This window comes from Actinomadura macra NBRC 14102, assembly GCF_001552215.1.
In the GTDB taxonomy this organism is placed as follows: Bacteria; Actinomycetota; Actinomycetes; order Streptosporangiales; family Streptosporangiaceae; genus Spirillospora; species Spirillospora macra.
Genome location: NZ_BCQT01000006.1, coordinates 895365 through 919831, shown reverse-complemented (window position 1 = coordinate 919831; position 24467 = coordinate 895365). Strand labels below are relative to the sequence as shown.

Here is a 24467-nt window from a genome sequence, read left to right as displayed (position 1 = left end):
GGGGCTCTGCCGGAGTTCAGCCACGGACAGAGGGAGCCCGATGGACGAAAAGGAGATCCTCCGGCGAATCGACGAGTATGTCGGCGAGGAGCAGCGCCTGCGCGACCGCTACCAGCGCGGTGATCTCGGACGAGACGAGGAGCATCGGCGGCTGGAGGACCTGGAGGTGGCGCTGGATCAATGCTGGGACCTGCTGCGCCGCCGCCGGGCCCGGCTGGAGGCGGGGGAGGACCCGGATGACGCCGGCGTCCGCCCGCCGGACGAGGTCGAAGGCTACCTGCAGTGAGCGTGGCGGGCCGGCGGCATCCGCTGCGCTTCGGCCTCTCCCTCGCACCCGAATCGGCGAGGCCCCTGGTCCGCATCGCGCAGGACGCGGACCGCTACGGGCTCGACCTGCTCGGCGTCGGCGACCACCCGTACCGGCGGGGCACCGCCGACGCGCCCGCGGTGATGGCGACCGTGCTGGCCGCCACGTCGCGGATCCGGGTGCTGCCGGCCGTGGCGTGCCTGCCGCTCCGGCCGCCCGCCGCGCTGGCCAAGGCCATCGCCACCCTGCACCGGTCGAGCGGTGGTCGCGTCCTGCTCGGTCTTGGCGCCGGGACGTGCTGGGACGGCATCGAGGCGTACGGCGGCACGCGGCTCGCCGCCGCCGAGGCGCGCCGGGCGCTGGAGGAGGCCGTGCAGGTCATCCGGCTGCACTGGAGCGACCAGCAGGGGCTGCGCTTCCAGGGCGAGCACTACCGGTTCGCCGCCGGGCAGTCGGGACCGGTGCCCGAGACGCCGATCCCGATCTGGCTCGGGGTCACCGGCCCGCGAGGCCTGGACCTCCTCGGCCGTGTTGCGGACGGATGGATCGTCCCGTCGTCCCTCGTCCCGCCCAAACGGCTGGCGGAGGGGCAGCGGCGGCTGGACGAGGCCGCGGCCCGCGCGGGCCGCGACCCCGCCGAGATCCGGCGCGTCTACCTCCTCGAAGGCACCCTCGACGTGCGCGGCTCCCGCGGCTTCCTGCACGGCCCGCCCCGCCAGTGGGTGTACGAGCTCACGGAGCTGGCCGTCGGCCACGGCATCGACTCGTTCCTGTACGGAGGTGACCCCGAGCACCTGGCCCCCTTTGCGCTGGAGATCGTCCCAGCCGTCCGCGAGCTGTGCTTGCAGCAATCCCGCTCGGGGGCCGCGAGGCTACATGCGGTCGGGAATCGGGACGCCCAGGAGGTCTAGGCCCGTGGTCAGCGTGCGGAGCGTTGCCGCGCACAGGGCCAGCCGCGACGCCCTGGTCTGCTCGTCCGGCGCCTTCAGCACGGGGCAGTTCTCGAAGAAGCCCGTGTACGCCTGGGCCAGCTCGAACAAGTAGGCGGCGAGCCGGTGCGGTTCGCTGGTCTCGCCCGCCTGCGCCACGATGGAGCCGAAGTTCAGCAGCTTCAGGGCGAGCGCGCGCTCGGCCTCGTGGCCGATCACGATCGGGCCCTTCGCCGACTCCGGGTCGACGCCGCCCTTGCGGAAGATCGACCGGATCCGCACCGTGGCGTACTGGAGGTAGGGGCCGGTCTTGCCCTGGAACTTGGTCATCCGGTCGAGGTCGAAGACGTACTCGCTGTCGAGCGCCACCGACAGGTCGGCGTACTTGACCGCGCCGATGCCCACGGCCTCGATGATCGCGGCACGGGTCCGGTCGTCGAACGACTCGTCGTGGGAGATCTTGTCGAACTCGGCGCCGGCGCGCTCGACGGCCTCATCCAGCAGCTCAGCGAGCTTGATGGTGCTGCCGGCGCGGGTCCGCAGGATCTTGCCGTCGGTGCCGAGGACGTTGCCGATCTGCGCGTGCTCGGCGGCCACCTCGTCGCTGAGCCAGCCGGCCATCCGGGCGACCGCGAACACCATCTGGAAGTGCAGCGACTGCGGTGCGCCGACGACGTAGACCATCCGGTCGACGTGCTCGGTGTCGACCCGGTACCGGATGGTGGCGAGGTCGGTGGTCGAGTAGTTGTAGCCGCCGTCGCTCTTGCGGATGATCACCGGGAGGGGCTCGCCCTCCCGTCCGGTGAACCCGGGCGGGAACGCGCACAACGCCCCGTCGCTGGTCACCGCGATGCCCTTGTCCTCCAGCTCCTGGACGGTCGGGGCGAGCAGGTCGTTGTAGAAGCTCTCGCCCCGGATGTCGTCGTCGGTGAGCGTGACCGCGAGCCGTCCGTAGACCGAGTTGAAGTAGCGCTTGGAGACCTCGACGAGGATCTGCCAGAGCCGCAGCGTCTCGGGATCGCCCGCCTGGAGCGCGACGACCCGCCTGCGCGCCCGGTCGGCGAACTCGGCGTCCCCCTCGAACTTCTGCCGCGCGGCCCGGTAGAAGGACGTCAGATCCCGGACGGACGAGTCGTCCCGCGCGGCGGCCTCCTCGCCGAGGTCGAGCAGATGCTCGATCAGCATCCCGAACGGGGTGCCCCAGTCGCCGACGTGGTTGTCGCGGATCACCTCGTGGCCGAGGAACTCCAGGATCCGGGCGATGGCGTCCCCGACGATCGTGGTCCGCACGTGCCCGACGTGCATCTCCTTGGCGACGTTGGGCGAGGAGTACTCGACGATCACCTTCTGCGGCGCGTCGACGGTGGGGACGGCGAGCCGCGCGTCCTCCAGCGCCCGCTGCGCCTGCGCGGCGATCCATTCGTCACTCAGCGTCAGGTTGAGGAACCCGGGCCCGCTGACCTGGACGTCCGCGATGGCGCCGGCGGTGTCGATGTGCGCGGCGATCTCGTCGGCCACGTCTCGCGGCTTGCGGCCCAGCTTCTTGGCCAGCGGCAGTGCCACGTTGGCCTGAAGGTCGGCGAACTGCGACGGCCGGATGACCGGGTCGGCGTCCGCGTACGACGGTCCGAAGGCGGCGGCGAGCGCGGCCTGGACCCGGGCGGCGAGTACGAGTTGCGGAGCGGGCATGGCTCAAGGTTATCGGCGTGCGGGGCCTGTCCTCGAACGCATTGCTCAGTCGGCGGTCCCACGGGGCTCGGAACTCTCCGTGACGGCGTCCCCCGTGAGGGGCCAGGGGAGGGCGTTGCCCTCGCGGGACGTGTCCGGGGGCGGCCCGGCGGGCTTGTCGGGCGTCCTGTCCGGCGTCCTGTCCGGCGTCTTGTCCGGGCTGTCGCGCTCGCCGTGCGTCCAGCGCCCGAACCGGGAGGTGCGAGTGGCGGCGATCTGCTCGCGGATCCGCTCGACGATGCGCCCGGCGGCGAGCCGGTGGGCCAGCTCGCACGCCGAGGTGATCGCGCGGGCGCGGGAGGCGCCGTGCGCGATCACGACCGTCCCGTTCAGGCCGAGCAGGACGCCGCCGCCGTAGCTGTCGGGGTCGAGGCGGTCGCGCAGCTCCTGGAGGCGGCGGCGCTGGAGCAGCGCCCCCACCCGGGCGGCGGGGCTGGACGTCATCGCCGAGCGGATCTCCGAGAACGCCGTCTGGATGGTGCCCTCCATCGTCTTGAGCGCGACGTTCCCGGTGAACCCGTCCGTCACGATCACCTCCACGGCGCCGCTCAGCAGATCGTGGCCCTCCACGTTCCCGGCGAACTCGATGCCGTGGCTGCCGCCCGCGAGCAGTTCGTGTGCGCGCCTGGTCACCTTGTCGCCCTTGCCGGGCTCGGCGCCGATGGTGAGCAGGCCGACCCGGGGCCGTTCGAGCCCCATCAGGATCTGCGCGTACGCGGTGCCGAGCGCGGCGAACTGCACCAGCCCCTCGGGCTTGACGTCGACGGTGGCGCCCGAATCCAGCAGGATCGTCGGGCGGGGGCGGGTGGGCAGGGTCACCGCGATGGCCGGCCGCATCACGCCCTGCTGGCCCTTCAACCGCAGCCGGGACGTCGCCACGACACCGGCGGTGCTGCCCGCCGACACCAGCGCCGATGCCCGCCCCTGTTTGATCAGGTGGCAGGCGATGGCGATGGACGAGCGGGGCTTGCGCCAGGAGGCGAGCGCGCCCTCGCCCATGTCGAGGGCCTCGTCGGCGTGCACGATCGGGATCTGGCCCGCGACCCCGTGCCGTTCGAGCTCGCGCCGGATCAGGGGCGCCCGCCCGACCAGCACCAGCCGGACGCCGTGGGCGCTGACGGCCTCGACCGCGCCCGCGATGATCTCGTCCGGGGCGTGGTCGCCGCCCATCGTGTCGACGGCGATCGGCAGCGGCCTGACCGTCGCCGGGCGGCGGGCCGCCGGGCGTGACGGCTTGCCTTCGCCGGTCATGGCCGCTCCAGGAGGGTGAAAGGACGTGGCGGGCCGCAAGAACGCAGCTCACCGCATCGTAGGACCTTCCTTCCCGTGCCTTGACTATGCCCTGGCCGGAGGTGGTGATCGTCACCCTGCGGGTACGCCCGCTCAGCCGTCCTCGTGCCGGCAGTCCGCGCCGAGGCACGAGGCGTTCTGGACCACCGGGCGGCCGCCCACGAGGATGGTGTAGTACGACTTGCCCGACTTCTCCTCACCGCTGCCGAGTACCTGGACATCCTGCTTGTCGGTGGTGGTACCCGTGCAGGACGCGCGCAGCTTGTCCTTGGTCCAGCCGGGCAGGTCCTTGCATTTCAGCGGCGACGTCAGCGTCACGCCGCGCGAGTGCAGCTCGGCGGCGGCGGTCGTCGGCAGGGCCTTGCGCAGCGCGGACTGGGTCTTGTACTGCAACTCCTCGCCCGAGAGCGTCAGGTACGCGATGCCCGCGCCCAGGAGCACGAGGACGAGGAGCGCGGCGGGACCCAGGATCAGAACCTTCTTACGAGTTATCTCCATAGAGGTGACATCACCGACCGTAGGGTCGCACATGCATGGAGTAGTGGCGTTTTCCGTGATCATGCCGATTCGTTGGCCGTCGTTGAGGGGCCGGTCGTTGAGGGGCCGGTGGACGGGTCAGTGGCAGCCGAGGCCGAGGCAGTCCTTGCGCAGCACCTCGCGTCCGTCGATGGTCACGACGTAGGTCTCGCGGGGATGCTTGGTGTCGGCGTCGTCGGCCACGCCCTCCACGGTGACGTCCTCGCCGGTGCTGGTCAGGGCCGTGCACCGCACGTGGACCACCGAGGTGCCCGAATCCTGTGTCTCGCACGAGGGCCGGTGCTCAAGCCGGATGCCCCGGTCCGCGAGCTCCGCCACGACACCGTCGGTGACGGCGTTGTTGTACGAGCCGTCCGAGATGCGCTGCATGACCTTGCAACCGGGCAGGGCCAGGGCGAGCGGCATCAGCGTCGTGACCGCGAGGAGCCGCCTCACACCGCCTCCTCGGGCTCCTCCGACCGATGGCCGAGCACGACGGCGACCGCGTCCGCGACCGCGTCGGGACGGTCGAGATGCACCATGTGCAGGGAGTCGGGCAGCTCGGTCCGGCTTGCGTGCGGGCTCATGGCGGCGAGGAGGCGGTGCCCGTCCGACCATTCGCGGGCCTTGGCCGGGTCCTTGACGTCGCCGAGTGCGGTGATGACCGCCAGCGGGACGGGCGGGAACGGGCGCCGCTCGCGCAGCGCTTCCAGGTCGGCCGCCATCTCCCGGTAGGCAAGTTCCTCCGCCAGGACCGCGCCGAGCACCGTCCCGCGCCCGTAGACGGAGCGGACGACCGAGGGCGGGACCGGCTCGTCCCGGCGGCTGGTCCGCTTGAGGACCGCCCGGCGGCCCATCGGGCCGAGGGCCTTCGCCAGCCGGGTCGCGCCGAGCGCGGCGCCCGCCGCCTTGGTGAGGGGGTGCAAGGGGCCCGCGAGCCGGAGGGGTGCGCGCGGGTCGCGCTCGTGGCTCGGATCGATCAGCACCAGCGCCCGGACGAGGTCCGGGTGCAGCCGGGCGAGCGCCTCGGCATGGAAGGCCGCCATCGAATGGGCGAGGAGCGTGACCGGACCTCCGGTCCGCTCGGCGAGTCCGGCCAGGAGGCCGGTGTCGCGGCGCAGCGACGGCGCCGCGTGGGCGGACGGGCTGAGCCCTAGGCCGGGCCGGTCGAAGACGATCACCCGGTGCCGGGCCCGGAGCAGCTCCACGCTGGGCCACCAGTCGAACCAGGCGCCGCCGAGCCCGGAGCTCAGCAGCAGGGCGGGCCCGCCGGCGGGGCCCGTCTCGACGACGTGCACCTGCTCCCGGCCGATGTTGACGATCTCCGTGGGCATGATCTCGGAGGGGACGATCCCGGTCATAGCGGCGTCTTCTCTCGTGCGGAGGGGGCCGGGCGTGCGGCACGGCCCGCGGCCCGCCGGTCGGCGTACAAGGCCCAGGCGATGGTCAGCAGACCCAGGCTCAGGATGGTGATCTGGACGCGCTGGATGATGCCGAGCCATTGGCCCAGGTACATCGCCAGCAGCGTGCTCAGCGCGAAGGCCGCCTCCGCCAGGGCGAGCAGCCAGCCCCAGCGGGCGAGCGCCGGCCACCAGTCGTAGCGGCGGGCGGCCATCGACAGCGTGAACAGCGCGATCACCCCGCAGATGATCACTGCGCTGCTGGTCACCGAGTGGAACTCGTGCGAGAACGAGACGTTCTCCGAGCGCTCCCGCAGGGCGCACCACGTCTCCAGGCTGGGGGCGCAGTCCAGCGGGAACGTCGCGTCACCGATGGCGCACACCCCGAACAGCCCGAGGAACGCCCAGCCGGTCGTGGCCAGAGGCCACCGCCGCAGCCTGCGCAGCGACCCGAGCGACACGATGATCGTCAGCACCCCGGTGACCAGGTCGCCGCCGCTGTAGACCAGGTGGTAGGGCTGGTCGGACGCCGAGAGCTCGCTGACGTAACCGTTCACACCGTCCAGTTCGGGGCTGAGCAGGTGTTCCAGCAGGAACGTGCCGTAGGAGGCCGCCGCGATGACGGCCAGGACGATCACCCAGACCGGGACGGCACCCGGCCCGGCGTCGTCCGCCTTGTCCGCGTCCACCAAGGCCTCCTCCCACCGGCCGGCCCGCCCACCTGCCAGTATCGACGACCCTCCCGCCGGCCGGTGACCCGAGTCCGGGTTTTCGGAGAATCCCCTGGACGTGGCCTCGCCGGAGCGGTTGACGTCCCGTAGTCGTTGTACAACCGGCCGGACGTCCACGATGATGTCGAGGCGGTTTGTCTGCATTGTCTTGACCAGCTTCTTCGTATCCTGGAAGGGGTATCAATTCGGCACGAACCAGCTCGAAACCATCCGAGGGGGATGTCCGGCGGCTTTGCGATCACAGTCCGTGACGAAACGTCCCGGGTGCGTCTCCCCCGCCGATCTCAAGGAGTACCGACACGTGACACTGGTGAACGACGCGGCTCCCGCAGTGCGATCCACTGGTCGCAAGTTCCGCGCCTTCACGGCGAAGCACCTTGACGAGCTCACTGCTCGCGCGGGGCTGTCGCCCGCGCAGCAGCTCGCGACCCGGGCGGTGGCGACGGTCCTGCCGTTCCGGACCAACGCGTACGTCGTCGAGGAGCTCATCGACTGGTCGGCCGCGCCCGACGATCCGATGTACCGGCTGGTCTTCCCCCAGGAGGACATGCTCCCCGCCGAGGACGTCGCGCACCTGTCGGACCTGCTGCGCCGCGAGGCCCCGAAGGCAGAGGTGGAGGCCGCCGCGCACGCGGTGCGGATGAAACTCAACCCGCACCCCGCCGGCCAGATGGAGCTCAACATCCCGAGCTTCGGCGACGGGAAGATCCCCGGGATGCAGCACAAGTACGACGAGACAGTGTTGTACTTCCCCAAACAGGGGCAGACCTGCCACGCCTACTGCACCTACTGCTTCCGCTGGGCGCAGTTCGTCGGCGAGGCGGATCTGAAGATGGCCGGCGACGACGTCACGGCGCTGCGCGACTACCTCATCTCGCATCCGGAGGTGACCAGCGTCCTGTTCACCGGCGGTGACGCCATGATCATGGGTGAGCCCGTCCTGCGCCGCTACATCGAGCCCCTGCTGGACCTGGAGCAGCTCGAATCCATCCGCATTGGGACGAAATCCCTCGCGTACTGGCCGCAGAAGTTCGTCACCGACCCGGACGCCGACGCCATGCTGCGCATGTTCGAACAGGTTGTCGAATCGGGCAAGAATCTGGCCTTCATGGCCCACTTCACGCACCCGCGCGAGCTGGAACCGCTCATGGTCGCCGAGGCGTGCCGCCGCATCCGCGACACCGGCGCGATCATCCGCACGCAGGCCCCCCTCATCCGGACGATCAACGACGAGGCCGCCGTCTGGGAGAGCATGTGGCGGACGCAGACCCGGATGGGCCTGATCCCGTACTACCTGTTCGTTGAGCGCGACACGGGCCCGCAGGACTACTTCGCGGTGCCCCTGGCCCGCGCGTACGAGATCTACCGGGATGCCTACAAGAACGTCTCCGGCCTGGCCCGCACCGTCCGGGGCCCGTCCATGTCCGCCACCCCCGGCAAGGTCTGCGTGGACGGGGTCGTCGATCTGTTCGGGGAGAAGGTGTTCGCCCTGCACTTCATCCAGTGCCGCGACGCCGAACTGGTCAACAAGCCCTTCTTCGCCCAGTACGACCCCGAGGCGGTCTGGCTGGACGACCTGAAGCCCGCCTTCGCCGACCGCTTCCCCTTCGAGCGGTGACGACCGTGGCGTGTTCGCCGTCGTCCGGCGGGCACGCCACACTCAGCCTCTGGCACCGAGCTGGAGGACCATCCTCGACCACCACGATGCCGGGTCGGCGAACGCGCTCGGATCGATCCGCATGAGCCGCTCGCGCAGCCGCTCGGCCCGCTTCCCGCGTCCCCGGCGCCCGGTGTCGGCGTCGATGAACCGGGCGCACTCGTAGAGGAAGCCGGTGAACTGCGCGAGACAGGAGTTCACCGGCTCCAGCGACGGCTCCCGCGTGTCCAGCATCATGATCCGGCCGCTCTCGGTGTCGAACAGGAACCACGCCGCCGGGTTCTCGGGCACGACCCCGATGAGCAGCAGCCGCAGCGCCCTTTCGCCCGGCTGCTGGACGCGGACCTCGTCGTACAGCCGCACCTCGCCCTCGACGAACGCGGTGAAGACGACCGACAGGTCCACCGGGAGGAAGCCGACGTCCGGATAGGCCCCCGCCGGAGCCGGCAGCACCTCCATCCACTGCTGGCGGGGATAGACGACGGTGTTGTCCCGCCCCCAGGCGTCCAGGTACTCGGCAGCGCTCGGCACGATCGTCCTCCGGTCCGGGGGGCGCCGGCGACAGTCTCCACCGCCCGCCGCCATCGTCCGGTGGCCGAACGACTGGTCCGCGGGCGGTCGCTCTAGACGCCGTATTCGGGGATCACGGACGCGCGGGCGAGAGTGTGCGCGGTGATGTTGAAGCCCGCCACGGCGGGGGAGACGTCGGAGTCGATGCCGAGCGACTCCACGTCCAGGGCGTGGACGGTGAAGACGTAGCGGTGCGGGTCGCCGGGGGGCGGGGCCGCACCGCCGAACGCCTTGCTGCCGTAGTCGTTGCGGGCGTGCACGCCGGCCTTGGAGTCGGCGGCGCCCGCACCCGCGGGCAGCTCGGTGACGTCGGCGGGGATGTCGAACAGGACCCAGTGCCAGAAGCCGCTTCCGGTGGGCGCGTCGGGATCGAAGCAGGTCACCGCGAAGCTCCTGGTCTCGGCGGGGAAGCCCGACCAGCGAAGGTGCGGGGACTCATTGCCCCCGCCGAGGCCCCAGTCGTCGAACACGTGCCGGTCGGCCAGGCGTTCGCCGTCGGCGACGTCGTCGCTGGTGACGGTGAACGACGGGACCTCGGGCAGGTGTTCGTGGGGGAGCGGCGGCTTGCCGGGCATGGCGACCTCCTCGTCAGCGATCAGCTTTGTCACCCCCATCTCTATCAGGGGACGGGGCGGATCGAGGACGGCTACTTCCCGGTGGCCTCGGTGTAGGCGGCGATCACCTCGGCGGGATCGCCGTCCATGTGCATGCGCCCCTCGTCGATCCAGATGACGCGGTCGCAGGTGTCCTTCACCACGTCCAGCTGGTGGGCGACCAGGAAGACGGCGCCGGCCTCGCGGCGCAGCTCCTCGATGCGGCGCTTGCTCTTGACCTTGAACTTGGCGTCGCCGGTGGCGAGCGCCTCGTCGATCAGCAGCACGTCGTGGGTCTTGGCGGCGGCGATGGCGAACCGGAGCCGGGCGCCCATGCCGGACGAGTACGTCCGCATGGGGTACTGGATGAAGCCCTCCTTGAGCCCGGCGAAGTCGACGATCTCCTTGTACTTGGCCCGTGTCTCCTGCGGGGACATGCCCATCGCCAGGCAGCCGAGCACGATGTTGCGCTCGCCGGTGAGGTCCTTCATCAGCGCGGCGTTGACGCCGAGCAGGGACGGCTGGCCGTCGGTGTAGACGCCGCCGCGGTGCGGGGGCAGCAGCCCGGCGATGGCCTTCAGCAGCGTCGACTTGCCGGAGCCGTTGGTGCCGATGATCCCGACGGCCTCGCCGCGGTAGACCACGAACGACAGGCCCTTGATGGCGTGCACCTCGGTCATCGACGGGCGGCTCTCACGGCGCAGGACGCGCGAGAACGCGCTGGCGGCGTTGCCCTTGCCGCCCGCCCCGAACACCCGGTAGATGATGTGCAGATCGTCCACGACGACGATCGGCTCGCGGTGCGGGTCGATCTGGACGGCTCCGCGAGTCCGCGGGGCACCCACGGTGTCAGCCACGTCCGTAACGCTCCTCGGCCCGGTAGAAGAACATGAACCCGCCGACCAGCGCGACCCCGGCCCAGGCGAGCGCGTAGATCCACAACTGGGCCGTGGAGTGGCTCGGCAGCGCCTTGTCGACGTAGTCGCGGTACTTGCCCAGCAGGGCATGCCGGCTCAGCTCGACGTACACATACCCCGGGTTGGCCTTCAGCAGCTCGGCCGCCCACGGGTGCTCGGCGAGCTTGGAGCCGGGCTTCATCAGCGACGGCAGGCTGAAGATCACGCCGGACATGTACAGCCACGTCCGCATGATGAAGGGCAGCAGCTGCGTGATGTCCCGGTTGAACGCGCCGAGCCGCGCGACGATCAGGCTCGCGCCGACGTTGAACATCAGCTGGAGCAGCAGCACGGGCAGGAACAGCACCATGTTCACCGTGATCGGCTCACCAGAGACGAGCACGATGCTGATCAGGACCACCAGGGACAGCAGGAGCTGCTGCAGCTCCACGACCGCGATGGCCAGCGGCAGTGTGGCGCGCGGGAAGTGCAGCGCGCGGATCAGCGACAGGTTGTCGCCGACCGATTTCGAGCCCGCGGTGATCGAGCGCTGCGTGAACCCGAACATGAAGACGCCGGTCACGAGGAACGGCATGAAGTCCGGGACCCCGCGGCTCGTGCTCAGCAGCACGCCGAAGATCAGGAAGTAGACCGCGACGTTCAGCAGCGGCGTCAGCAGCTGCCAGAGCTGGCCGAGCCGCGACTCGGTGTACATCGAGATGTTCTTGGCCGACGCGAACGCCCAGATGAAGTTGCGTCGAGCCCAGACATCCTGGATGTACTTGCGCAGCGAGGGGCGCGCGGCGCTTTGCTTCAGCCCATACCGTGCGGCGTAGGCGGCCAGCGTCTCGTTCACGTGAGGAGGCTCCGCGATCGTGCCGACCGACTCGCCACCCGGGGAACCGAGCCGTTCCGGGTGACTCATGCCGGGAAGCCTATTGCAGTCGACGATGTGTCAGCGACGTTCGCCGCATGTGACCCCCGATTTGAGATCTTTACGGAATCATGTCGCCCCCACAGGGGATACCCCCGTCATGCGCGTCAACCATCGACGGCCGGGACTCCGGTCACTGTCCGTGCTGGCCCGGCCCCTGTCGCGGGGCCGGCGCCGACCGCCCCCCGGTGAGGCCCGCGCCGGCCTCCTCGCCCGTCTGGGACGGGCTGACCGGTGGGCCTTCGACCGGGTGGCCGCCGCCCGGCTCCCCGGCCTGGAGTACGTCGTGCCACGCCTGTCGCGGTTCGCCGATCACGGAGTGTTGTGGTTCACCACCGCGGGCGTCCTGGCGGTCAGCCGCCGGGCGACGCTGCGCCGAGCCGCGCTGCGCGGGTCCCTCGCGGTCGCCGTGGCGAGCCCGATGGTGAACCTTCTCGGCAAGCAGGCGTTCCGTCGCAAGCGTCCCGTGGTGGACCTGGTGCCGCCGATCCGGATCCGCTGGAAGCTGCCGACCTCGCACGCGTTCCCGTCCGGGCACTCGGCGTCCGCCGCCGCGTTCGCGACCGGGGTGGCGCTGGAGGCGTCGCCGGTGTTCGCCGTCCCGATCGCGCTGACGGCCGCGGCGGTCGCGTTCTCCCGCGTCTACACCGGGGCGCACTATCCGGGCGACGTGCTGGCCGGGGCCGGGATCGGCGCACTGGCCGGGCTCGGGACGCGGCTGGTCTGGCCCGCCCGCCCTCCGGTGGCCCGGGTGACGCGGGCCGAGGGCGAGCAGGTCAGGGTCACCGCTGACGGGCACGGTCTGGTCGCGGTCCTCAACCCCGGTTCCGGCAGCGGCTCGGGGGAGGCCGCGCGGGGGATTCTGCCGGGCAACGCGGAGCTGGCGGTCGGCCTCATCCGGCTGGAGCTGCCGGCGGCGGAGATCATCGAACTGGAGCCGGACCAGGACCTCGACAAGGTCTTCGAGGAGGCGGCCGAGCGCGCGGACGTCCTGGCCGTCATCGGCGGGGACGGCACTGTGAACGCGGGGGCGCGCGCAGCGCTGAAGCATGATGTGCCCCTCCTCGTCATCCCTGGAGGCACATTCGACCATTTCGCCAGGGCGCTCGGCATGGAGACCCCGGCGGAGGCGATCGCCGCCTACCGGCGCGGGTATCTCGGACGTGTCGACGTCGCCTACGCGGCTCCCGCCTCCGACGGTTCCGGCGGTGCCGGTCACGAGGAGGAGCAGCTCTTCCTCAACACCGCCAGCTTCGGCGCCTACACCGAGCTGGTCGACCGGCGTGAACGGCTGGAGCGGCGGCTCGGCAAGTGGCCCGCGCTGGCCGTCGCCGCCGTCCGTACCCTGCGGCACTCCGAGCCCGTGGAGGTCGTCGTGGACGGCCGCCACCGTCGCGTCTGGCTGGCGTTCGTCGGCAACTGCGCCTACGGTTCGCGCGGTGCCGCGCCCACCTGGCGGAAGCGCCTCGACGACGGACGGCTGGACATTCGCATGATCACGACCGGGCGCCGCGTCCCGCGCGTCCGGGCGGTGGCGGCGGTCATGGTCGGTCACCTGCACCTCACGCCCGGCTACCGGGCCTGGCGCGCGGGCGGCCTGGAGTTGGTCGGCCCGGACGACGGGCTGCGGCTGGCGCGCGACGGCGAGGTCTCGTCGTTGCCCGCCGCCGTCCGTTTCGCCAAGCACGCGACGGCCCTGCGCGTCTTCGCGGTTCACCCCGAGGTGATCGGGTAGGGAAGGGGCGGCATGGGGGCGGCACTGGCCGAGGAGGTCAGTGATCCAGAAGGCCCAGGCCGCGTTGCTGGAGGGAACCACCACATGACGATGGGAATCGACCCGGGCGAGCTCAGCGATGAGGATCTGCTCCGCGAACTGGGCCATCTCTACGAGACGCGGCTGGACGCCCTCCGGCACGCCGCCGACCAGGCTTTCGGGGAGCACACCCGGCGTATGAACCAGCTTGAGGCCGAGTACCTGCGCCGTTGGCCGGGACGCGAGATCGATCCTGAACGGCTGCGCGAGGGCGCGCGCGCACGCTGATTCCGTGGCTCCGCGGCGTGGCAAGGTGAGGGGCATGGCTGTACCGGAGGGAACGCACGAGCTGGGCCCGGACGACGGGCGGCTGCTGATCAGGACCGGCCGCAGCGGACTCGGCCGGCGGGCGGGCCACGACCTGACCATCGAGGCCACCCGGTGGACCGCGGCGGTCACGGTCCGCGAGCCGCTGGAGGAGTCGTCCGTCGAGGTGATCGTCGAGGTGGACGGGCTGGAGGTGCGGGAGGGCACCGGCGGTGTGAAGCCGCTCACCGACCAGGACCGTGCCGACATCGGCCGGAACCTGCGCACGGTGCTGGACGCGCGGCGGCATCCGCGGATCATGTTCCGCTCGACGGCGGTCGGTGAGGACGTGGAGGGCGACCTGGCGATCCTGGACGTGGTGAAGCCCGTGCGCGTCCGGGTCGTCGTGGAGGGCGACCGGGTGCATGGAGACGCGGTCGTCCGGCAGAGCCGCTGGGGGATCAAGCCGTACTCGGCGTTCTTCGGCGCGCTGCGGCTCGCCGACGACGTGGAGGTCGCCTTCGATCTCCGGTTCCCGCCCGCTGAAGACCCTCACTAGCGTTCGCGAGCGCCGTGCTTGGGCTGTCTAGCGGGCGGCATCCCTCGCGCGGGCGGCGCGTGCGAACTGGTCGTCCAGGCTGCGCGGGAACGGCAGCATCCGGTGCCGGTCCCGCCAGGGCGCGAACTGCCGGACCGCATTGAACCCGGCGGCCGTGACGATCCGCTCCACGCGCGGCCCGGGTGGGCAGGCGGGGTAGGCGTCCAGATGCGCGACGCCGGCGGGCAGCCCCTCCGGGCGGTGCGGCGAGACGAGGGTCAACGGCGGCCGGACACCCTCCAGCGCGGCCATCTCCCGCGCGTACGCGACCAGTTCGAGGATCTCGGCGGCGGGCCCGCCGTGGACGATGAGCCAGCCGTCCACATCGAGCGGCCCGGACGGGGGATCGGCCAGGACCAGGGGGGCGATCTCGTCCGACACCGTACGGAGATACGCCTCGTGCCCTGGTTCGAGGGGCTCCAGGATGTACGTCCGGTCGAAGCGCGGCGGGTCGGCGGGCAGCAGCGGGCGGTAGGCGTCCCAGCGGAGTCGCCGCGCGAGATGCGTGACGCGGACGCCGCCCGGGAACCGACGCAGTTCGCCCTTGAGGCCGGCCGGGAACGCGTCGACGATGACGTCCGTGGCGGCACCGTCCGTGGCGACGCGCTCCATGACCAGGTCGTCCAGCGTCTCGGTGATCCGCCAGCCGTGCGCGACCCGCGGGTCGGCCGCGTGCGGCGAGCCGGTGACCACGGTGACCTCGTCGTCCCACACCAGGGTGTGCAGGGTCGCCCGCAGCCGAGTCAGGTGCCCGAGCCCGTCGCCGCGCGCGTAGCAGACGATCAACGGGTCTCGTCGAGGACGGCGAGGTACCCGGCGGTCTCGGCGGCCGGGGTGAAGTCGTGGCGGATCCGCTCGGCGCCCGCCGCGCCGAGCGCGGCCAACCGCTCCGGGTCCGCCCGCGCGGCCCGGGCGAGGGCGGCGCGGCAGGCGTCGGCGTCCCCGGCGGGGAAGGTGAAGCCGATCTTGTCGTCGGCGACGTCCGCGAGCCCGCCGGCGTCCGAGGCCAGCAGCGGGACGCCGAGCGCCGCCGCCTCCAGCGCCACGTTCGGCATCCCGTCGTAGAAGGACGGCAGCGCGACCAGGTCGCAACCGGCGTACACGGCGGGTAGGTCGTAGCGCTCCAGGAACGGCAGGAACGAATGCGGGACGGTGTCGGCCCGCTCCGCCAGCCAGCGCGTGACGCTCTCCTCGACCTCGCCGACGAGCAGCAGATGGAACGCGTCCGTGTGGCCCGACGCGACGAGGGAGTCCAGCAGGAACCCGATGCCCTTCTTGTTCTTGAGCTGGCCGATGACGCCGATCGTCCGGCGTTCCGGCGCGACGTTCTCCGCGCGCCATGCGTCCCCGCGTGCCCGCTCGGACGGCAGGATCCGCCACTGCGTCGTGTCGACGCTGTTCGCCACGAACGTGCTCGCGGCCTCCGGGACCAGCGCCGAGACGAGCGGTATGTGCGAGCGGGCGACGACGCACACCCGCGCGGAGGCGCGCAGCGCGTCGGTCAGCACGCCCCGGCGCCGCAGCGAGAACACGCCGACGTCGATGTCGTTCCCGCGCAGCAGCGTGACCAGCCGGGCGTCCAGCAGCCGCGCCAGGACGGGCGCGGCCAGCATCGAGTAGGTCCCGCCGAACCCGATGACGTGGCTGTACGCGCTCTCCAGCCGTTCGGCGGTCAGGGTCGTCCAGAGGCGGCGCAGCGCGTGCTCGGGGTCGTCGCCGAGCGGCGCGGTCAGCAGCCGTCCACCGTGCTCGCGTGTCACGGCCCAGGGCCGGTCCCGCCGTGTCAGGTGCGCGACGTCCACCTCGACGCCCGCGGCGCGCAGCCCCCGCACGATCCGGTCGCAGGACTGCGCCATGCCGCCCTGGCTGGGCGGGTAGTGCTCGGTGACCCACAGGACTCGGGGAAGAGGCTCCATCAGCTGTCCACGAATCCGGTGCCGTCGTCCGGGCCGAAGTCGCCCTCGCCGTAGGAGTAATCGTCCCCCGGGTTGAACGCGCCCCGGTCGAACTCGTCGAACGACGAGTACCAGTAGGTGTCGCTGTAGGTCTGCGAGCTTCGCTCGTAGAAGCGCCGCCGGTACCCGCCAGTCCAGGACGGGTCGAACGGGTTCTGCGACCCGTATCCGTGGGCCGCCATGCACTCGGGGCAGTGCCCGCTCTGCGGTGCGGCGTGCCGCTCGCAGACGGGACGCCGGCACTGCGGGCAGGAGACGACGGCCGCCCGCCCGCAGCGGCCGAGCACGAAGAACCCGGTGGTCACGATGCAGGGGGTCATGTCGTTCTCCTCGCTGCCGGTGCGGCGGTGCCCGGCGGCGTCCAGCGGAACGCCTCCGTCGACACGAGCAGGATGCTCTCGATCAGCTGCGCGTCGGGACGCGTGCCGTGGATCTTGGCGTTCGTCCGGATCACCATCCGCGTCCCCTGCCTGACCTGCACCCTGATCCAGCCCGGCGGCGGTGCGCCGGGGCGGCGGACGGTCGCGCCCTTCGGCAGCCGCCGCGTCACCCGGATCAGGTGCACCGACTTCGATTTCCGCTTCGACTTGATCTTGCCGCGCGGGTTGCGCTTGCGGATCTGCCGCTTGCGCAGCCGCTCGGTGACCGACAGCTCCAGGACGCTGCCGTCGCGCAGCTCCGCCCGCATCCGCAGCCACGGGTCCACGGCGTACCACTGCTTGATCGACAGGATCGGCCGCTGGACGGGCAGGTCGTGGGCCGGCCCGTTCTTCTGCGGGACGTCGGCGCCGCGCAGGTCGGCGGCGACCGACAGCACGCCCTCCGGGCGCATGTCCGCCGCCAGCACCCGCAGCATCGGCACCACGATCCCGGCGGCCCGCTCCGGCGGCGCCCACCTGCGGCGCCGGACGTGCTGGGAGTGCCCGGCGAGGCTCTGGATCATCGGTTCCCAGTCGTCGCGCCGCAGCGACACCGTGAAGCCGCGTTCCAGGACGAGTGCCCTGTGCAGCGGGTGGAACCGCTTGATCGCCGCGCGCTGCTTGCGCCAGAACATGACGACATCACCTATCGTTCCGCTGATCGGATGGCGCGTGCGCCGTGACCGCCCGGTAGACCGCGGCCAGCTCGGCACGCGAGTGCGCCCAGGTCAGCCCGTCCTGGATGCGGCGCCGGGCCCGCTCGCCCATTGCCGCCGCCTCGCCGGGGTACTCCAGCAGGATCCGCACGGCCCGCGCCAGTTCCGCCGGACGGTCCGCCGGGACGAGCCGCCCGTGCTCCCCGTCCGCCATCAGCTCGCGCACCGCCGGCAGGTCGGAGGCGACCACCGGGACGCCCGCCGCCATCGATTCGATCACCTTCAGCGGCGCACACCCCTGGTCGAGGTTGCGCGCGCAGCCCGTCAGCGGCGCCACCGACACCTCGGCGTGCGCCAGCCATGCCGCGACCTCGTGGTGCGGCAGCGCGAACCGCCAGTCCACCCGATCGGCGACCCCGAGCCGCTCCGCCATCCGCCGCACCGGTTTCGCCCGCCGCTCCGGGACGGACGCGCAGACCACCAGCCGCAGCCCGGCCAGGTCGGCGAGCCGCGCGAACGCGCGCATCAGCACGTCCAGGCCCTGCCATGGCTGCAACGCGCCCACGTAGATGAGGTACCGCTCCGGCGCGCCATCGGGACGCTCTGGCGTGTCGCGGACGTCGGCGCCGTTCGGCACGAGCCGGACCTTGTCCGCGGGGACGCCGAGCCGCCGCACGGCCGCGCCGATGACCCCCGACGGCACCACGACGGCGTCGCTGCGCTCCAGGCAGAACCGCTCCAGCTCGCGGATCTTGCCGAGCGCCGCCCTCGACGCCCACGGCCACGTGTGGGCCATCTCGATCGACGGCAGCCCGTTCACCTCGTACACCACCCGGCGCCGGCCGGGCAGCGAGACCACCGGGAGCGCGCTCCACGGATCCCGCACGTGGCAGACCTCCAGGGTCTCCCGGTGCGGCTCCAGAAGATCGGCGACCCATCCGGAGAACGCCTCGGCGCGGTCGATCAGGTTCGGGATCTGCGCGTCGAACCGGGCGATCTCCCGGTCCCCTTCCCGCTGGTAGCGGGGCAGGCCACCGCCGCCGAGCACGCCCAGCAGACCACCTCCGAAGGACGCGAACAGCTCGTCGGCCATCTGCGCGATGTGCACCGCCGACCCCTTGCTGGACGGGAACCGGTCGAACGCGACATAGGCCGCCCGATGGCGCGGGGCGGAACTCATACCGGGACCTCCTGCACGCGCAGCGCCCGGTGCCAGGCGATCTGGTCGGCGAGGCCCTCGGCCAGGCCGGTGCGGGCCGTCCAACCGAGCAGTCGCGCCGCTCGCCCGGTGTCGGCCCAGGTCCGCGCCGCGTCCCCGGCCACCGGCGCCTCCCGCTGGATCTCCGGCCGCACCCCCAGCACGCCCGTCAGCAACCCGATCGCCGACCGCACCGCCACGGGCTCGTGATGCCCGACATTGACGGCGATCCCGGCTTGCAGGTCCGCGCCGGCGGCCGCCAGCGTCGCCGCCACCACGTCCTGGACGTGCGTGAAGGAGCGGGAACGGCGGCCGTCTCCGAACACCGGCAGGGGCCGCCCGTCCAGCGCCGCCTCCACGAACCGGTGGAACGCCATGTCGGGCCGCTGCCGGGGACCGTAGACGGAGAAGTACCTGAGCAGGACGGTCCGCAGCCCGTCCCGCGCCGCCAGCACCGCCAGCCGCTCGACCTCCACCTTGCTGGCCGCGTACGGGCTCGCCGGGTTCAACGGGTCGTCCTCCCGGTTGGGCCGGGACCCCGCCGACCCGTACACCGACGAGCTGGACGCGACGATCACCCGTGGCCGCAGCCGCGCGGGCCGCGCCGCGCACGCCGCGAGCAGCCGCCCGGTCGCCAGCACGTTGTCGCGCTCGGCCGCCGCCCGTCCCGTACCCCACGAGCTGCGCACTCCCGGCCGTCCCGCCAGGTGGACGACGACGTCGGCGGCCGCGACCGCGCTCAGATCGTCGAGCGCCAGGTCGGCCTGGACGGCTCGCACTCCGGGCCGTGCCGCCACCTCGTCCCACGTCCGGCGGGCGACGTCCGGTGCGAGCGACCGTGCGGGCGCGTCGACGGCGAGCACCTCATGCCCCGCGTCCGCGAACGCGTCCGCCACATGGCTCCCGACGAACCCGGCAGCCCCCGTCACCACCACCCGCACCCGGGCACTCTACCCATCCCTCACAACCCTTGGGTAGCCCGCTGATCAGCCCAAACCCACCGACTTCTCAGCGGGGACGGGCGACGCGGGTCTCGTCCCAGACCGGTTCGGGGGACTCGTAGACGGAACCGTCCGAACCGAACACCAGAAAACGGTCGAACGGGCGGGCGAACCAGCGGTCGTGGGTGACGGCCGCGACCGTGCCCTCGTAGGACTCCAGCCCCTCCTGGAGGGCTTCGGCGCTGGCCAGGTCCAGGTTGTCGGTCGGCTCGTCCAGCAGCAGCAGCGTGGCGCCGCCCAGCTCCAGCAGGAGGATCTGGAGGCGCGCCTGCTGCCCGCCCGAGAGGGTCCCGAACGGCTGCTCGGCGCAGAACTGAAGCTCGTAGCGGGCGAGCGCGTTCATCGCGTCGTTGCGCAGCCGCGCATGCTCGGTCATGACGATCTCGCAGGGCGTGCGCCCCGCCAGGTCGGGACGGGCGTGCGTCTGCGCGAACAGCCCCGGGACGACACGAGCGCCAAGACGTCCGGTGCCGGTGTGCGCGACGGGCTCGACCGGGGTCGCGCCGCGCGGCAGCGTCTCGGCCGCCGCGGCCAGCAGCCGCAGGAAGTGCGACTTCCCCGACCCGTTGGAGCCGAGGACCGCGACACGCTCGCCGTACCAGATCTCCGTGTCGAACGGCCTCATCAGCCCGGTCAGCTCCAGGCCCTCGCAGATCACCGCGCGCTTGCCGGTGCGGCCGCCGCGCAGCCGCATCTTGATGCTCTGGTCGCGCGGCGGGACCTCCGGCGGCCCGGCCTCCTCGAACTTGCGGAGCCGGGTCTGCGCGGCGTGGTAGCGCGACGCGAGCCCGTCGTTGAACGTGGCCTTGTTCTTGAGCATGAGGACGAGCTGCTTGAGCTTGGCGTGCTCCTCGTCCCAGCGGCGGCGCAGCTCCTCCAGGCGTTCGTTGCGCTCGCGGCGCGCGTCGGCGTACGTCGCGAACCGCCCGCCGTGCACCCAGACCTTGCCCGCCTCGACGGTCACGATGCGGTCGGCGGCCCGGTCCAGCAGCTCCCGGTCGTGCGACACCAGCAGCACCGTCTTGGACGTCTCGCGCAGCCGCTCCTCCAGCCACTGCTTGCCCGGCACGTCCAGGTAGTTGTCGGGCTCGTCCAGCAGGAGTACCTCGTCCGGGCCGCGGAGCAGCGCCTCCAGGACGAGCCGCTTCTGCTCGCCGCCCGACAGCGTCCTGACCTCCCGCCACCGGCACCCGTCGTACGGGACGCCGAGGGCCGCGACGCAGCAGGCGTCCCAGAGCACCTCGATCTCGTAGCCGCCCGCGTCGCCCCATCCGGCGAGGGCCGTGGCGTACCGGAGCTGCGTCGGCTCGTCCTCGCGCTCCATCATGGCCAGCTCCGCCGCCTCCACGGCCGCGGCGGCCTCCCGCACGCGCGGCGGCGCCGTGGACAGCAGCAGGTCGTGCACGGACGACTCGTCCCGGACGTTCCCCACGAACTGCCGCATCACGCCGAGCCCGCCGCTGTGCGCGACCGTCCCGTCCTGGGGTGCGAGGTCGCCGGCGATCAGGCGGAGGAGGGTGGTCTTGCCGGCGCCGTTCGGGCCGACGAGCGCGGCCGTGACGCCGTCGCCCACCCGGAACGAGACGTCGTCCAGCAGGACCCGGCCGTCCGGCAGCGCATGGCCGACATGGCCGACCTCCACGTGCCCCACGGTCCCCCCTCGGCTGGAATCCCGCCGTCGAGTCTCCGGAACCGCGGGCGACCACGTCAAATCGATTTCGGTGTCGGTCGTTCGGGCGCGGGCCCGGCGTCAGGCGAGTTTCGAGCGGACGTGCGCGACGACGGCGTCCAGGGCGATTCGCTCGGTGTCGCCGGTGGCGCGGTCGGTGACCTCGGCGACCCCGTCCGCCAGCCCGCGGCGGCCCACCGTAACGCGCAGGGGAATGCCGGTCAGCTCCACGTCGCGGAACTTCACCCCCGCCCGCTCGGGACGGTCGTCGATCACCACCTCCACGCCCGTGGCGCCGAGGCCCGCGTAGACCTCCTCGGCCGCCTTGGCGACCTCCGCGTCATCGGACTGGGCGATCACGACGGCAACCTGGAACGGCGCGACCGCGAGGGGCCAGACGATCCCCCGGTCGTCGTGGTGGACCTCCACGATCGTGGCCATCGCCCGCTCCACGCCGATGCCGTAGCTGCCCATGATGATCGGGACGCGGTCGCCGCCGGCGTCCAGGACGTCCACGCCGAGAGCACGCGCGTAGCGGTCGCCGAGTTTGAAGATGTGGCCGACCTCGATGGCCCGCAGCACCTCCAGGCGCTCTGCGCAGCGGACGCACCGCTCGCCCGCGGCGACCTCGCGCAGGTCGGCCCAGGCGGTGACGGGGATGTCCCGGTCGACGTCGACGCCGCGCAGGTGGACGTCGTCGGTGTTGGCGCCGGTGAACATGGCCTTCCGGCCGCGCAGCGCCTCGTCCGCGATCACGGGCAGCGACACCCCGACGGCACCGAGGCTGCCCGGCAGCGCGCCCAGCGCGTCCTTGATCTCCTCGGGTGTGGCGGCGCGGGTCTCGGCGGCGCTTGCCGCGTCGGTGAGCTTCTGCTCGTTGAGGGCATGGTCGCCGCGCAGCAGGACGAGGGTGAGCGTGCCGTCCACGATGTGGACGAGCGTCTTGACCTGCCGGTCGGCGGGCGCGTCGTAGGAGACCAGATCGTCGATCGTGCGGACGCCGGGCGTGTCGAAGCGCTCGGGCGCGGGCAGGCCCGCACCGTCCGCCGCGACGGCCAGCGCGGAGGTCGCACGCTCGATGTTGGCCGCGTAGCCGCACGCGGGGCAGTGGACGACGAGGTCCTCGCCGACCCCGGCCGGGACCATGAACTCGGTCGAGCCGGCGCCGCCCATGGTGCCGCTGGACGCCTCGCACGGCAGGGCGCGCAGCCCGAGCCGCGCGAAGATCCGCGCGTAGGCGGCGTGGTAGGAGTCGAACGAGACGTCCAGGCCCGGCCGGTCGACGTCGAAGCTGTAGGCGTCCTTCATGGTGAACTCGCGGGTCCGCAGCAGGCCGCCCTTGGAGCGCGGCTCGTCCCGGAACTTCGTCTGGAACTGGTACCACTGCTGCGGGAGGTTCTTGTAGGAGTTCAGCTCCCGGGCGACCGTCGCGAAGATCTCCTCGTGGGTCATGCCGAGCGCGAACTCGGCGCCGCGCCGGTCGCGGAGCCGGAACATCTCGTGGCCCATCAGGTCCCAGCGGCCCGAGCGCTTCCACGGCTCCGCCGGATGCAGCGCGGGCAGCAGCATCTCCTGCGCGCCGATCGCGTCCATCTCCTCCCGGATGATGTCCATGATCTTCGCGCGGACCCGGACCGCCAGCGGCAGCAGCGAATAGTGCCCGGCGGTCAGCTGCCGTACGTATCCGGCGCGCAGCAGCAGCCGGTGGGATGGCGCGTCCGCCTCGGCCGGATCGTCGCGGAGCGTGGGCGCGAACATCTGGGACCAGCGCATCCGGCGAGGGTAACAGCGGGGCGGCGAACGGCTCCCACGTCGGTTATTGCGTCGGCGTCCGGTGCCGCCAGTCAGTACCCTGAAGCCGTGAGTCGAGAAGGTGTGACACCGCAGAGCGAGGATTTCTCCGCCTGGTACAACGAGCTGGTCGTGCAGGCCCAGCTCGTGGACCGCGGTCCGGTTCGCGGCACGATGGTCATCCGCCCGTACGGGTACCGGGTGTGGGAGCTGCTCCAAGCCGATCTGGACCGGCGGATCAAGGAGGCGGGCCACGACAACGCCTGCTTCCCGATGTTCATCCCGGAGTCCTACCTCAAGCGCGAGGCCGAGCACGTCGAGGGCTTCTCCCCGGAGCTGGCGGTCGTGACGATCGCGGGCGGCAAGGAGCTGGAGGAGCCGCTGGTCGTGCGGCCCACCTCCGAGACCGTCATCGGCGAGTACATGGCCAAGTGGATCGACTCGCACCGCGACCTGCCGCTGCTGCTGAACCAGTGGGCGAACGTCGTCCGCTGGGAGATGCGGCCCCGGATGTTCCTGCGCACGACCGAGTTCCTCTGGCAGGAGGGCCACACCGCGCACGCCGACGAGGACGACGCCATGCGCGAGACGATGTGGGCGCTGGACGCCTACGCCGCCGTGGCGCGCGACCTGGCGGCGATCCCGGTGGTGGCGGGGGAGAAGACGCCCGGCGAGCGGTTCGCCGGCGCCGTCCGCACGTACACGATCGAGGGCATGATGCGGGACGGGCGGGCGCTGCAGTCCGGCACGTCCCACTACCTCGGCACGAACTTCGCCAAGGCGTTCGAGATCCAGTACCAGGACGAGGGCGGGAAGCTGACGCTCGCCCACACCACGTCCTGGGGGATGAGCACCCGGATGATCGGCGGCGTGATCATGACGCACGGCGACGACAAGGGGCTCGTGCTGCCGCCGCGGCTGGCCCCCTACCAGGTCGTGATCGTCCCGATCGGGCGCAAGGAGCAGGGCGAACAGGCCGCCGCCGAGGCGCGCCGGCTGGGTGCGGCGATCAAGTCGATGGGCATCCGCGTCCACGTGGACGACAACCGCCCGCAGCTCTCCCCGGGCTTCAAGTTCAACGAGTGGGAGATGCGCGGCGTCCCCATCCGTATCGAGCTGGGCAAGCGTGACATCGAGGGCGGTGTCGCGACCGTCGTCCGGCGCCTGCCGACCGTGGAGGGGCAGGGCAAGGAGCAGATCCCGCTGGAGAAGGTCCCCGAGGTGCTGCCCGGCATCCTCGCCGACTTCCAGTCGTTCCTGCTGGCCAGGGCCGAGGCGTTCCGCGAGGGCCGCACCGCCGTGGTGGACGGCTGGGACGCGTTCGGCGCCCGGGTCGCCGACGGCTGGGCCCGCGCGTTCCACTGCGCCCGCGCCGCCTGCGAGGACGAGATCAAGGCCGAGACCGCGGCGACGCCGCGCGTCATCGCCGCCGACGCCCCCGAGGAGACGGGCGTCTGCGTGAAGTGCGGCGAGCCGTCCGCCTACGGCAAGCGGGTCATCTTCGGCAAGGCGTACTGATCCCCGGGGCCTCCGGTCGCACGATCACCGCTCCCCGTCGGCCCCGTCGGTA

Annotated in this window: 24 protein-coding genes and 1 pseudogene; 7 read left to right on the top strand and 18 right to left on the bottom strand. The window is 72.0% G+C overall.

What is annotated here, in order from left to right:
- Window positions 1-40: 40 nt before the first annotated feature.
- Together AMA02S_RS13135 and AMA02S_RS13130 are read left to right on the top strand one after the other, a co-directional pair.
- Window positions 41-286 carry a DUF2630 family protein gene (locus AMA02S_RS13135; protein WP_067456680.1) on the top strand — a complete coding sequence of 82 codons (246 nt, stop codon included), beginning with the start codon at window positions 41-43 and terminating at the stop codon, window positions 284-286.
- Complete coding sequence (locus tag AMA02S_RS13130; protein ID WP_067456677.1) at window positions 283-1218, top strand: LLM class flavin-dependent oxidoreductase; 936 nt, start codon at window positions 283-285, stop codon at window positions 1216-1218. Before AMA02S_RS13135 ends, AMA02S_RS13130 begins: the two co-directional genes overlap by 4 nt.
- On the opposite strand, the gene argS is transcribed toward AMA02S_RS13130, so the two are convergent.
- From argS to AMA02S_RS13100, 6 genes and pseudogenes are all read right to left on the bottom strand, one after another.
- Window positions 1180-2925, bottom strand: a complete 1746-nt coding sequence (argS, locus tag AMA02S_RS13125; RefSeq protein WP_067456674.1) for an arginine--tRNA ligase — start codon at window positions 2923-2925, stop codon at window positions 1180-1182. The genes AMA02S_RS13130 and argS overlap by 39 nt on opposite strands.
- Before the next feature lie 213 nt (window positions 2926-3138).
- Window positions 3139-4215: pseudogene (gene plsX, locus AMA02S_RS13120) on the bottom strand (phosphate acyltransferase PlsX); the annotation flags it as partial.
- Window positions 4216-4347: 132 nt separating this feature from the next.
- Window positions 4348-4752: a hypothetical protein gene (locus AMA02S_RS13115; protein WP_067456671.1), complete on the bottom strand. Its 405-nt coding sequence runs from the start codon at window positions 4750-4752 to the stop codon at window positions 4348-4350.
- A gap of 117 nt (window positions 4753-4869) precedes the next feature.
- Window positions 4870-5226 (bottom strand): hypothetical protein, encoded by a 357-nt coding sequence (locus tag AMA02S_RS13110; RefSeq protein ID WP_067456667.1) that lies wholly within the window; start codon window positions 5224-5226, stop codon window positions 4870-4872.
- Window positions 5223-6131: an alpha/beta fold hydrolase gene (locus tag AMA02S_RS13105; protein ID WP_245667485.1), complete on the bottom strand. Its 909-nt coding sequence runs from the start codon at window positions 6129-6131 to the stop codon at window positions 5223-5225. The genes AMA02S_RS13110 and AMA02S_RS13105 overlap by 4 nt, the downstream gene beginning before the upstream one ends.
- Window positions 6128-6859, bottom strand: coding sequence for a DUF998 domain-containing protein (locus tag AMA02S_RS13100; RefSeq protein ID WP_067456664.1), 732 nt, complete (start codon window positions 6857-6859; stop codon window positions 6128-6130). The genes AMA02S_RS13105 and AMA02S_RS13100 overlap by 4 nt, the downstream gene beginning before the upstream one ends.
- Before the next feature lie 343 nt (window positions 6860-7202).
- On the opposite strand from AMA02S_RS13100, the gene AMA02S_RS13095 reads away from it, so the two are divergent.
- On the top strand, window positions 7203-8519 hold the full coding sequence (locus AMA02S_RS13095) for a KamA family radical SAM protein (protein ID WP_067456661.1): 1317 nt from the start codon (window positions 7203-7205) through the stop codon (window positions 8517-8519).
- 42 nt (window positions 8520-8561) lie between these two features.
- On the opposite strand, the gene AMA02S_RS13090 is transcribed toward AMA02S_RS13095, so the two are convergent.
- From AMA02S_RS13090 to AMA02S_RS43460, 4 genes are all read right to left on the bottom strand, one after another.
- Window positions 8562-9089, bottom strand: a complete 528-nt coding sequence (locus AMA02S_RS13090; RefSeq protein ID WP_067456658.1) for an SUKH-4 family immunity protein — start codon at window positions 9087-9089, stop codon at window positions 8562-8564.
- Window positions 9090-9181: 92 nt separating this feature from the next.
- The gene (locus tag AMA02S_RS13085) at window positions 9182-9703 is read right to left on the bottom strand and encodes a YbhB/YbcL family Raf kinase inhibitor-like protein (protein ID WP_067457230.1); all 522 of its coding nucleotides are present in this window, start codon (window positions 9701-9703) and stop codon (window positions 9182-9184) included.
- 71 nt (window positions 9704-9774) lie between these two features.
- On the bottom strand, window positions 9775-10578 hold the full coding sequence (locus tag AMA02S_RS13080; RefSeq protein WP_218004929.1) for an ABC transporter ATP-binding protein: 804 nt from the start codon (window positions 10576-10578) through the stop codon (window positions 9775-9777).
- Window positions 10571-11542 (bottom strand): ABC transporter permease, encoded by a 972-nt coding sequence (locus AMA02S_RS43460; RefSeq protein WP_084265052.1) that lies wholly within the window; start codon window positions 11540-11542, stop codon window positions 10571-10573. The genes AMA02S_RS13080 and AMA02S_RS43460 overlap by 8 nt, the downstream gene beginning before the upstream one ends.
- A 109-nt stretch (window positions 11543-11651) precedes the next feature.
- Here AMA02S_RS43460 and AMA02S_RS13070 point away from each other — a divergent pair, with 109 nt between their 5' ends.
- The 3 genes from AMA02S_RS13070 (at window position 11652) to AMA02S_RS13060 (ending at window position 14169) form a co-directional block, all read left to right on the top strand.
- Window positions 11652-13286 (top strand): bifunctional phosphatase PAP2/diacylglycerol kinase family protein, encoded by a 1635-nt coding sequence (locus AMA02S_RS13070; protein WP_084265051.1) that lies wholly within the window; start codon window positions 11652-11654, stop codon window positions 13284-13286.
- An 84-nt stretch (window positions 13287-13370) separates the two neighbouring features.
- Window positions 13371-13592 (top strand): DUF6158 family protein, encoded by a 222-nt coding sequence (locus AMA02S_RS13065; RefSeq protein ID WP_067456655.1) that lies wholly within the window; start codon window positions 13371-13373, stop codon window positions 13590-13592.
- A gap of 34 nt (window positions 13593-13626) precedes the next feature.
- Entirely contained in the window at window positions 13627-14169 is a 543-nt protein-coding gene (locus AMA02S_RS13060) for a YceI family protein (protein WP_067456652.1), read from the top strand.
- Window positions 14170-14196: 27 nt separating this feature from the next.
- Here AMA02S_RS13060 and AMA02S_RS13055 read toward each other — a convergent pair whose 3' ends face one another.
- From AMA02S_RS13055 to AMA02S_RS13020, 8 genes are all read right to left on the bottom strand, one after another.
- The gene (locus AMA02S_RS13055) at window positions 14197-14994 is read right to left on the bottom strand and encodes a hypothetical protein (protein ID WP_067456649.1); all 798 of its coding nucleotides are present in this window, start codon (window positions 14992-14994) and stop codon (window positions 14197-14199) included.
- Window positions 14991-16124, bottom strand: coding sequence for a glycosyltransferase family 4 protein (locus AMA02S_RS13050; protein ID WP_067456646.1), 1134 nt, complete (start codon window positions 16122-16124; stop codon window positions 14991-14993). Before AMA02S_RS13050 ends, AMA02S_RS13055 begins: the two co-directional genes overlap by 4 nt.
- Window positions 16124-16483, bottom strand: a complete 360-nt coding sequence (locus AMA02S_RS13045; RefSeq protein ID WP_067456643.1) for a hypothetical protein — start codon at window positions 16481-16483, stop codon at window positions 16124-16126. Before AMA02S_RS13045 ends, AMA02S_RS13050 begins: the two co-directional genes overlap by 1 nt.
- A complete protein-coding gene (locus tag AMA02S_RS13040) occupies window positions 16480-17217 on the bottom strand; it encodes a hypothetical protein (RefSeq protein WP_067456640.1) in 738 nt (245 codons plus the stop codon). The genes AMA02S_RS13045 and AMA02S_RS13040 overlap by 4 nt, the downstream gene beginning before the upstream one ends.
- A 7-nt stretch (window positions 17218-17224) precedes the next feature.
- On the bottom strand, window positions 17225-18418 hold the full coding sequence (locus tag AMA02S_RS13035; RefSeq protein WP_084265050.1) for a glycosyltransferase family 4 protein: 1194 nt from the start codon (window positions 18416-18418) through the stop codon (window positions 17225-17227).
- Window positions 18415-19377: an NAD-dependent epimerase/dehydratase family protein gene (locus AMA02S_RS13030; RefSeq protein WP_067456637.1), complete on the bottom strand. Its 963-nt coding sequence runs from the start codon at window positions 19375-19377 to the stop codon at window positions 18415-18417. Before AMA02S_RS13030 ends, AMA02S_RS13035 begins: the two co-directional genes overlap by 4 nt.
- Window positions 19378-19444: 67 nt before the next feature.
- Window positions 19445-21088, bottom strand: a complete 1644-nt coding sequence (locus AMA02S_RS13025) for an ABC-F family ATP-binding cassette domain-containing protein (RefSeq protein WP_067456634.1) — start codon at window positions 21086-21088, stop codon at window positions 19445-19447.
- A 99-nt stretch (window positions 21089-21187) separates the two neighbouring features.
- Window positions 21188-22879 (bottom strand): proline--tRNA ligase, encoded by a 1692-nt coding sequence (locus AMA02S_RS13020; protein WP_067456631.1) that lies wholly within the window; start codon window positions 22877-22879, stop codon window positions 21188-21190.
- 87 nt (window positions 22880-22966) lie between these two features.
- On the opposite strand from AMA02S_RS13020, the gene proS reads away from it, so the two are divergent.
- A complete protein-coding gene (gene proS / locus AMA02S_RS13015; protein WP_245667484.1) occupies window positions 22967-24415 on the top strand; it encodes a proline--tRNA ligase in 1449 nt (482 codons plus the stop codon).
- Window positions 24416-24467 lie beyond the last annotated feature (52 nt).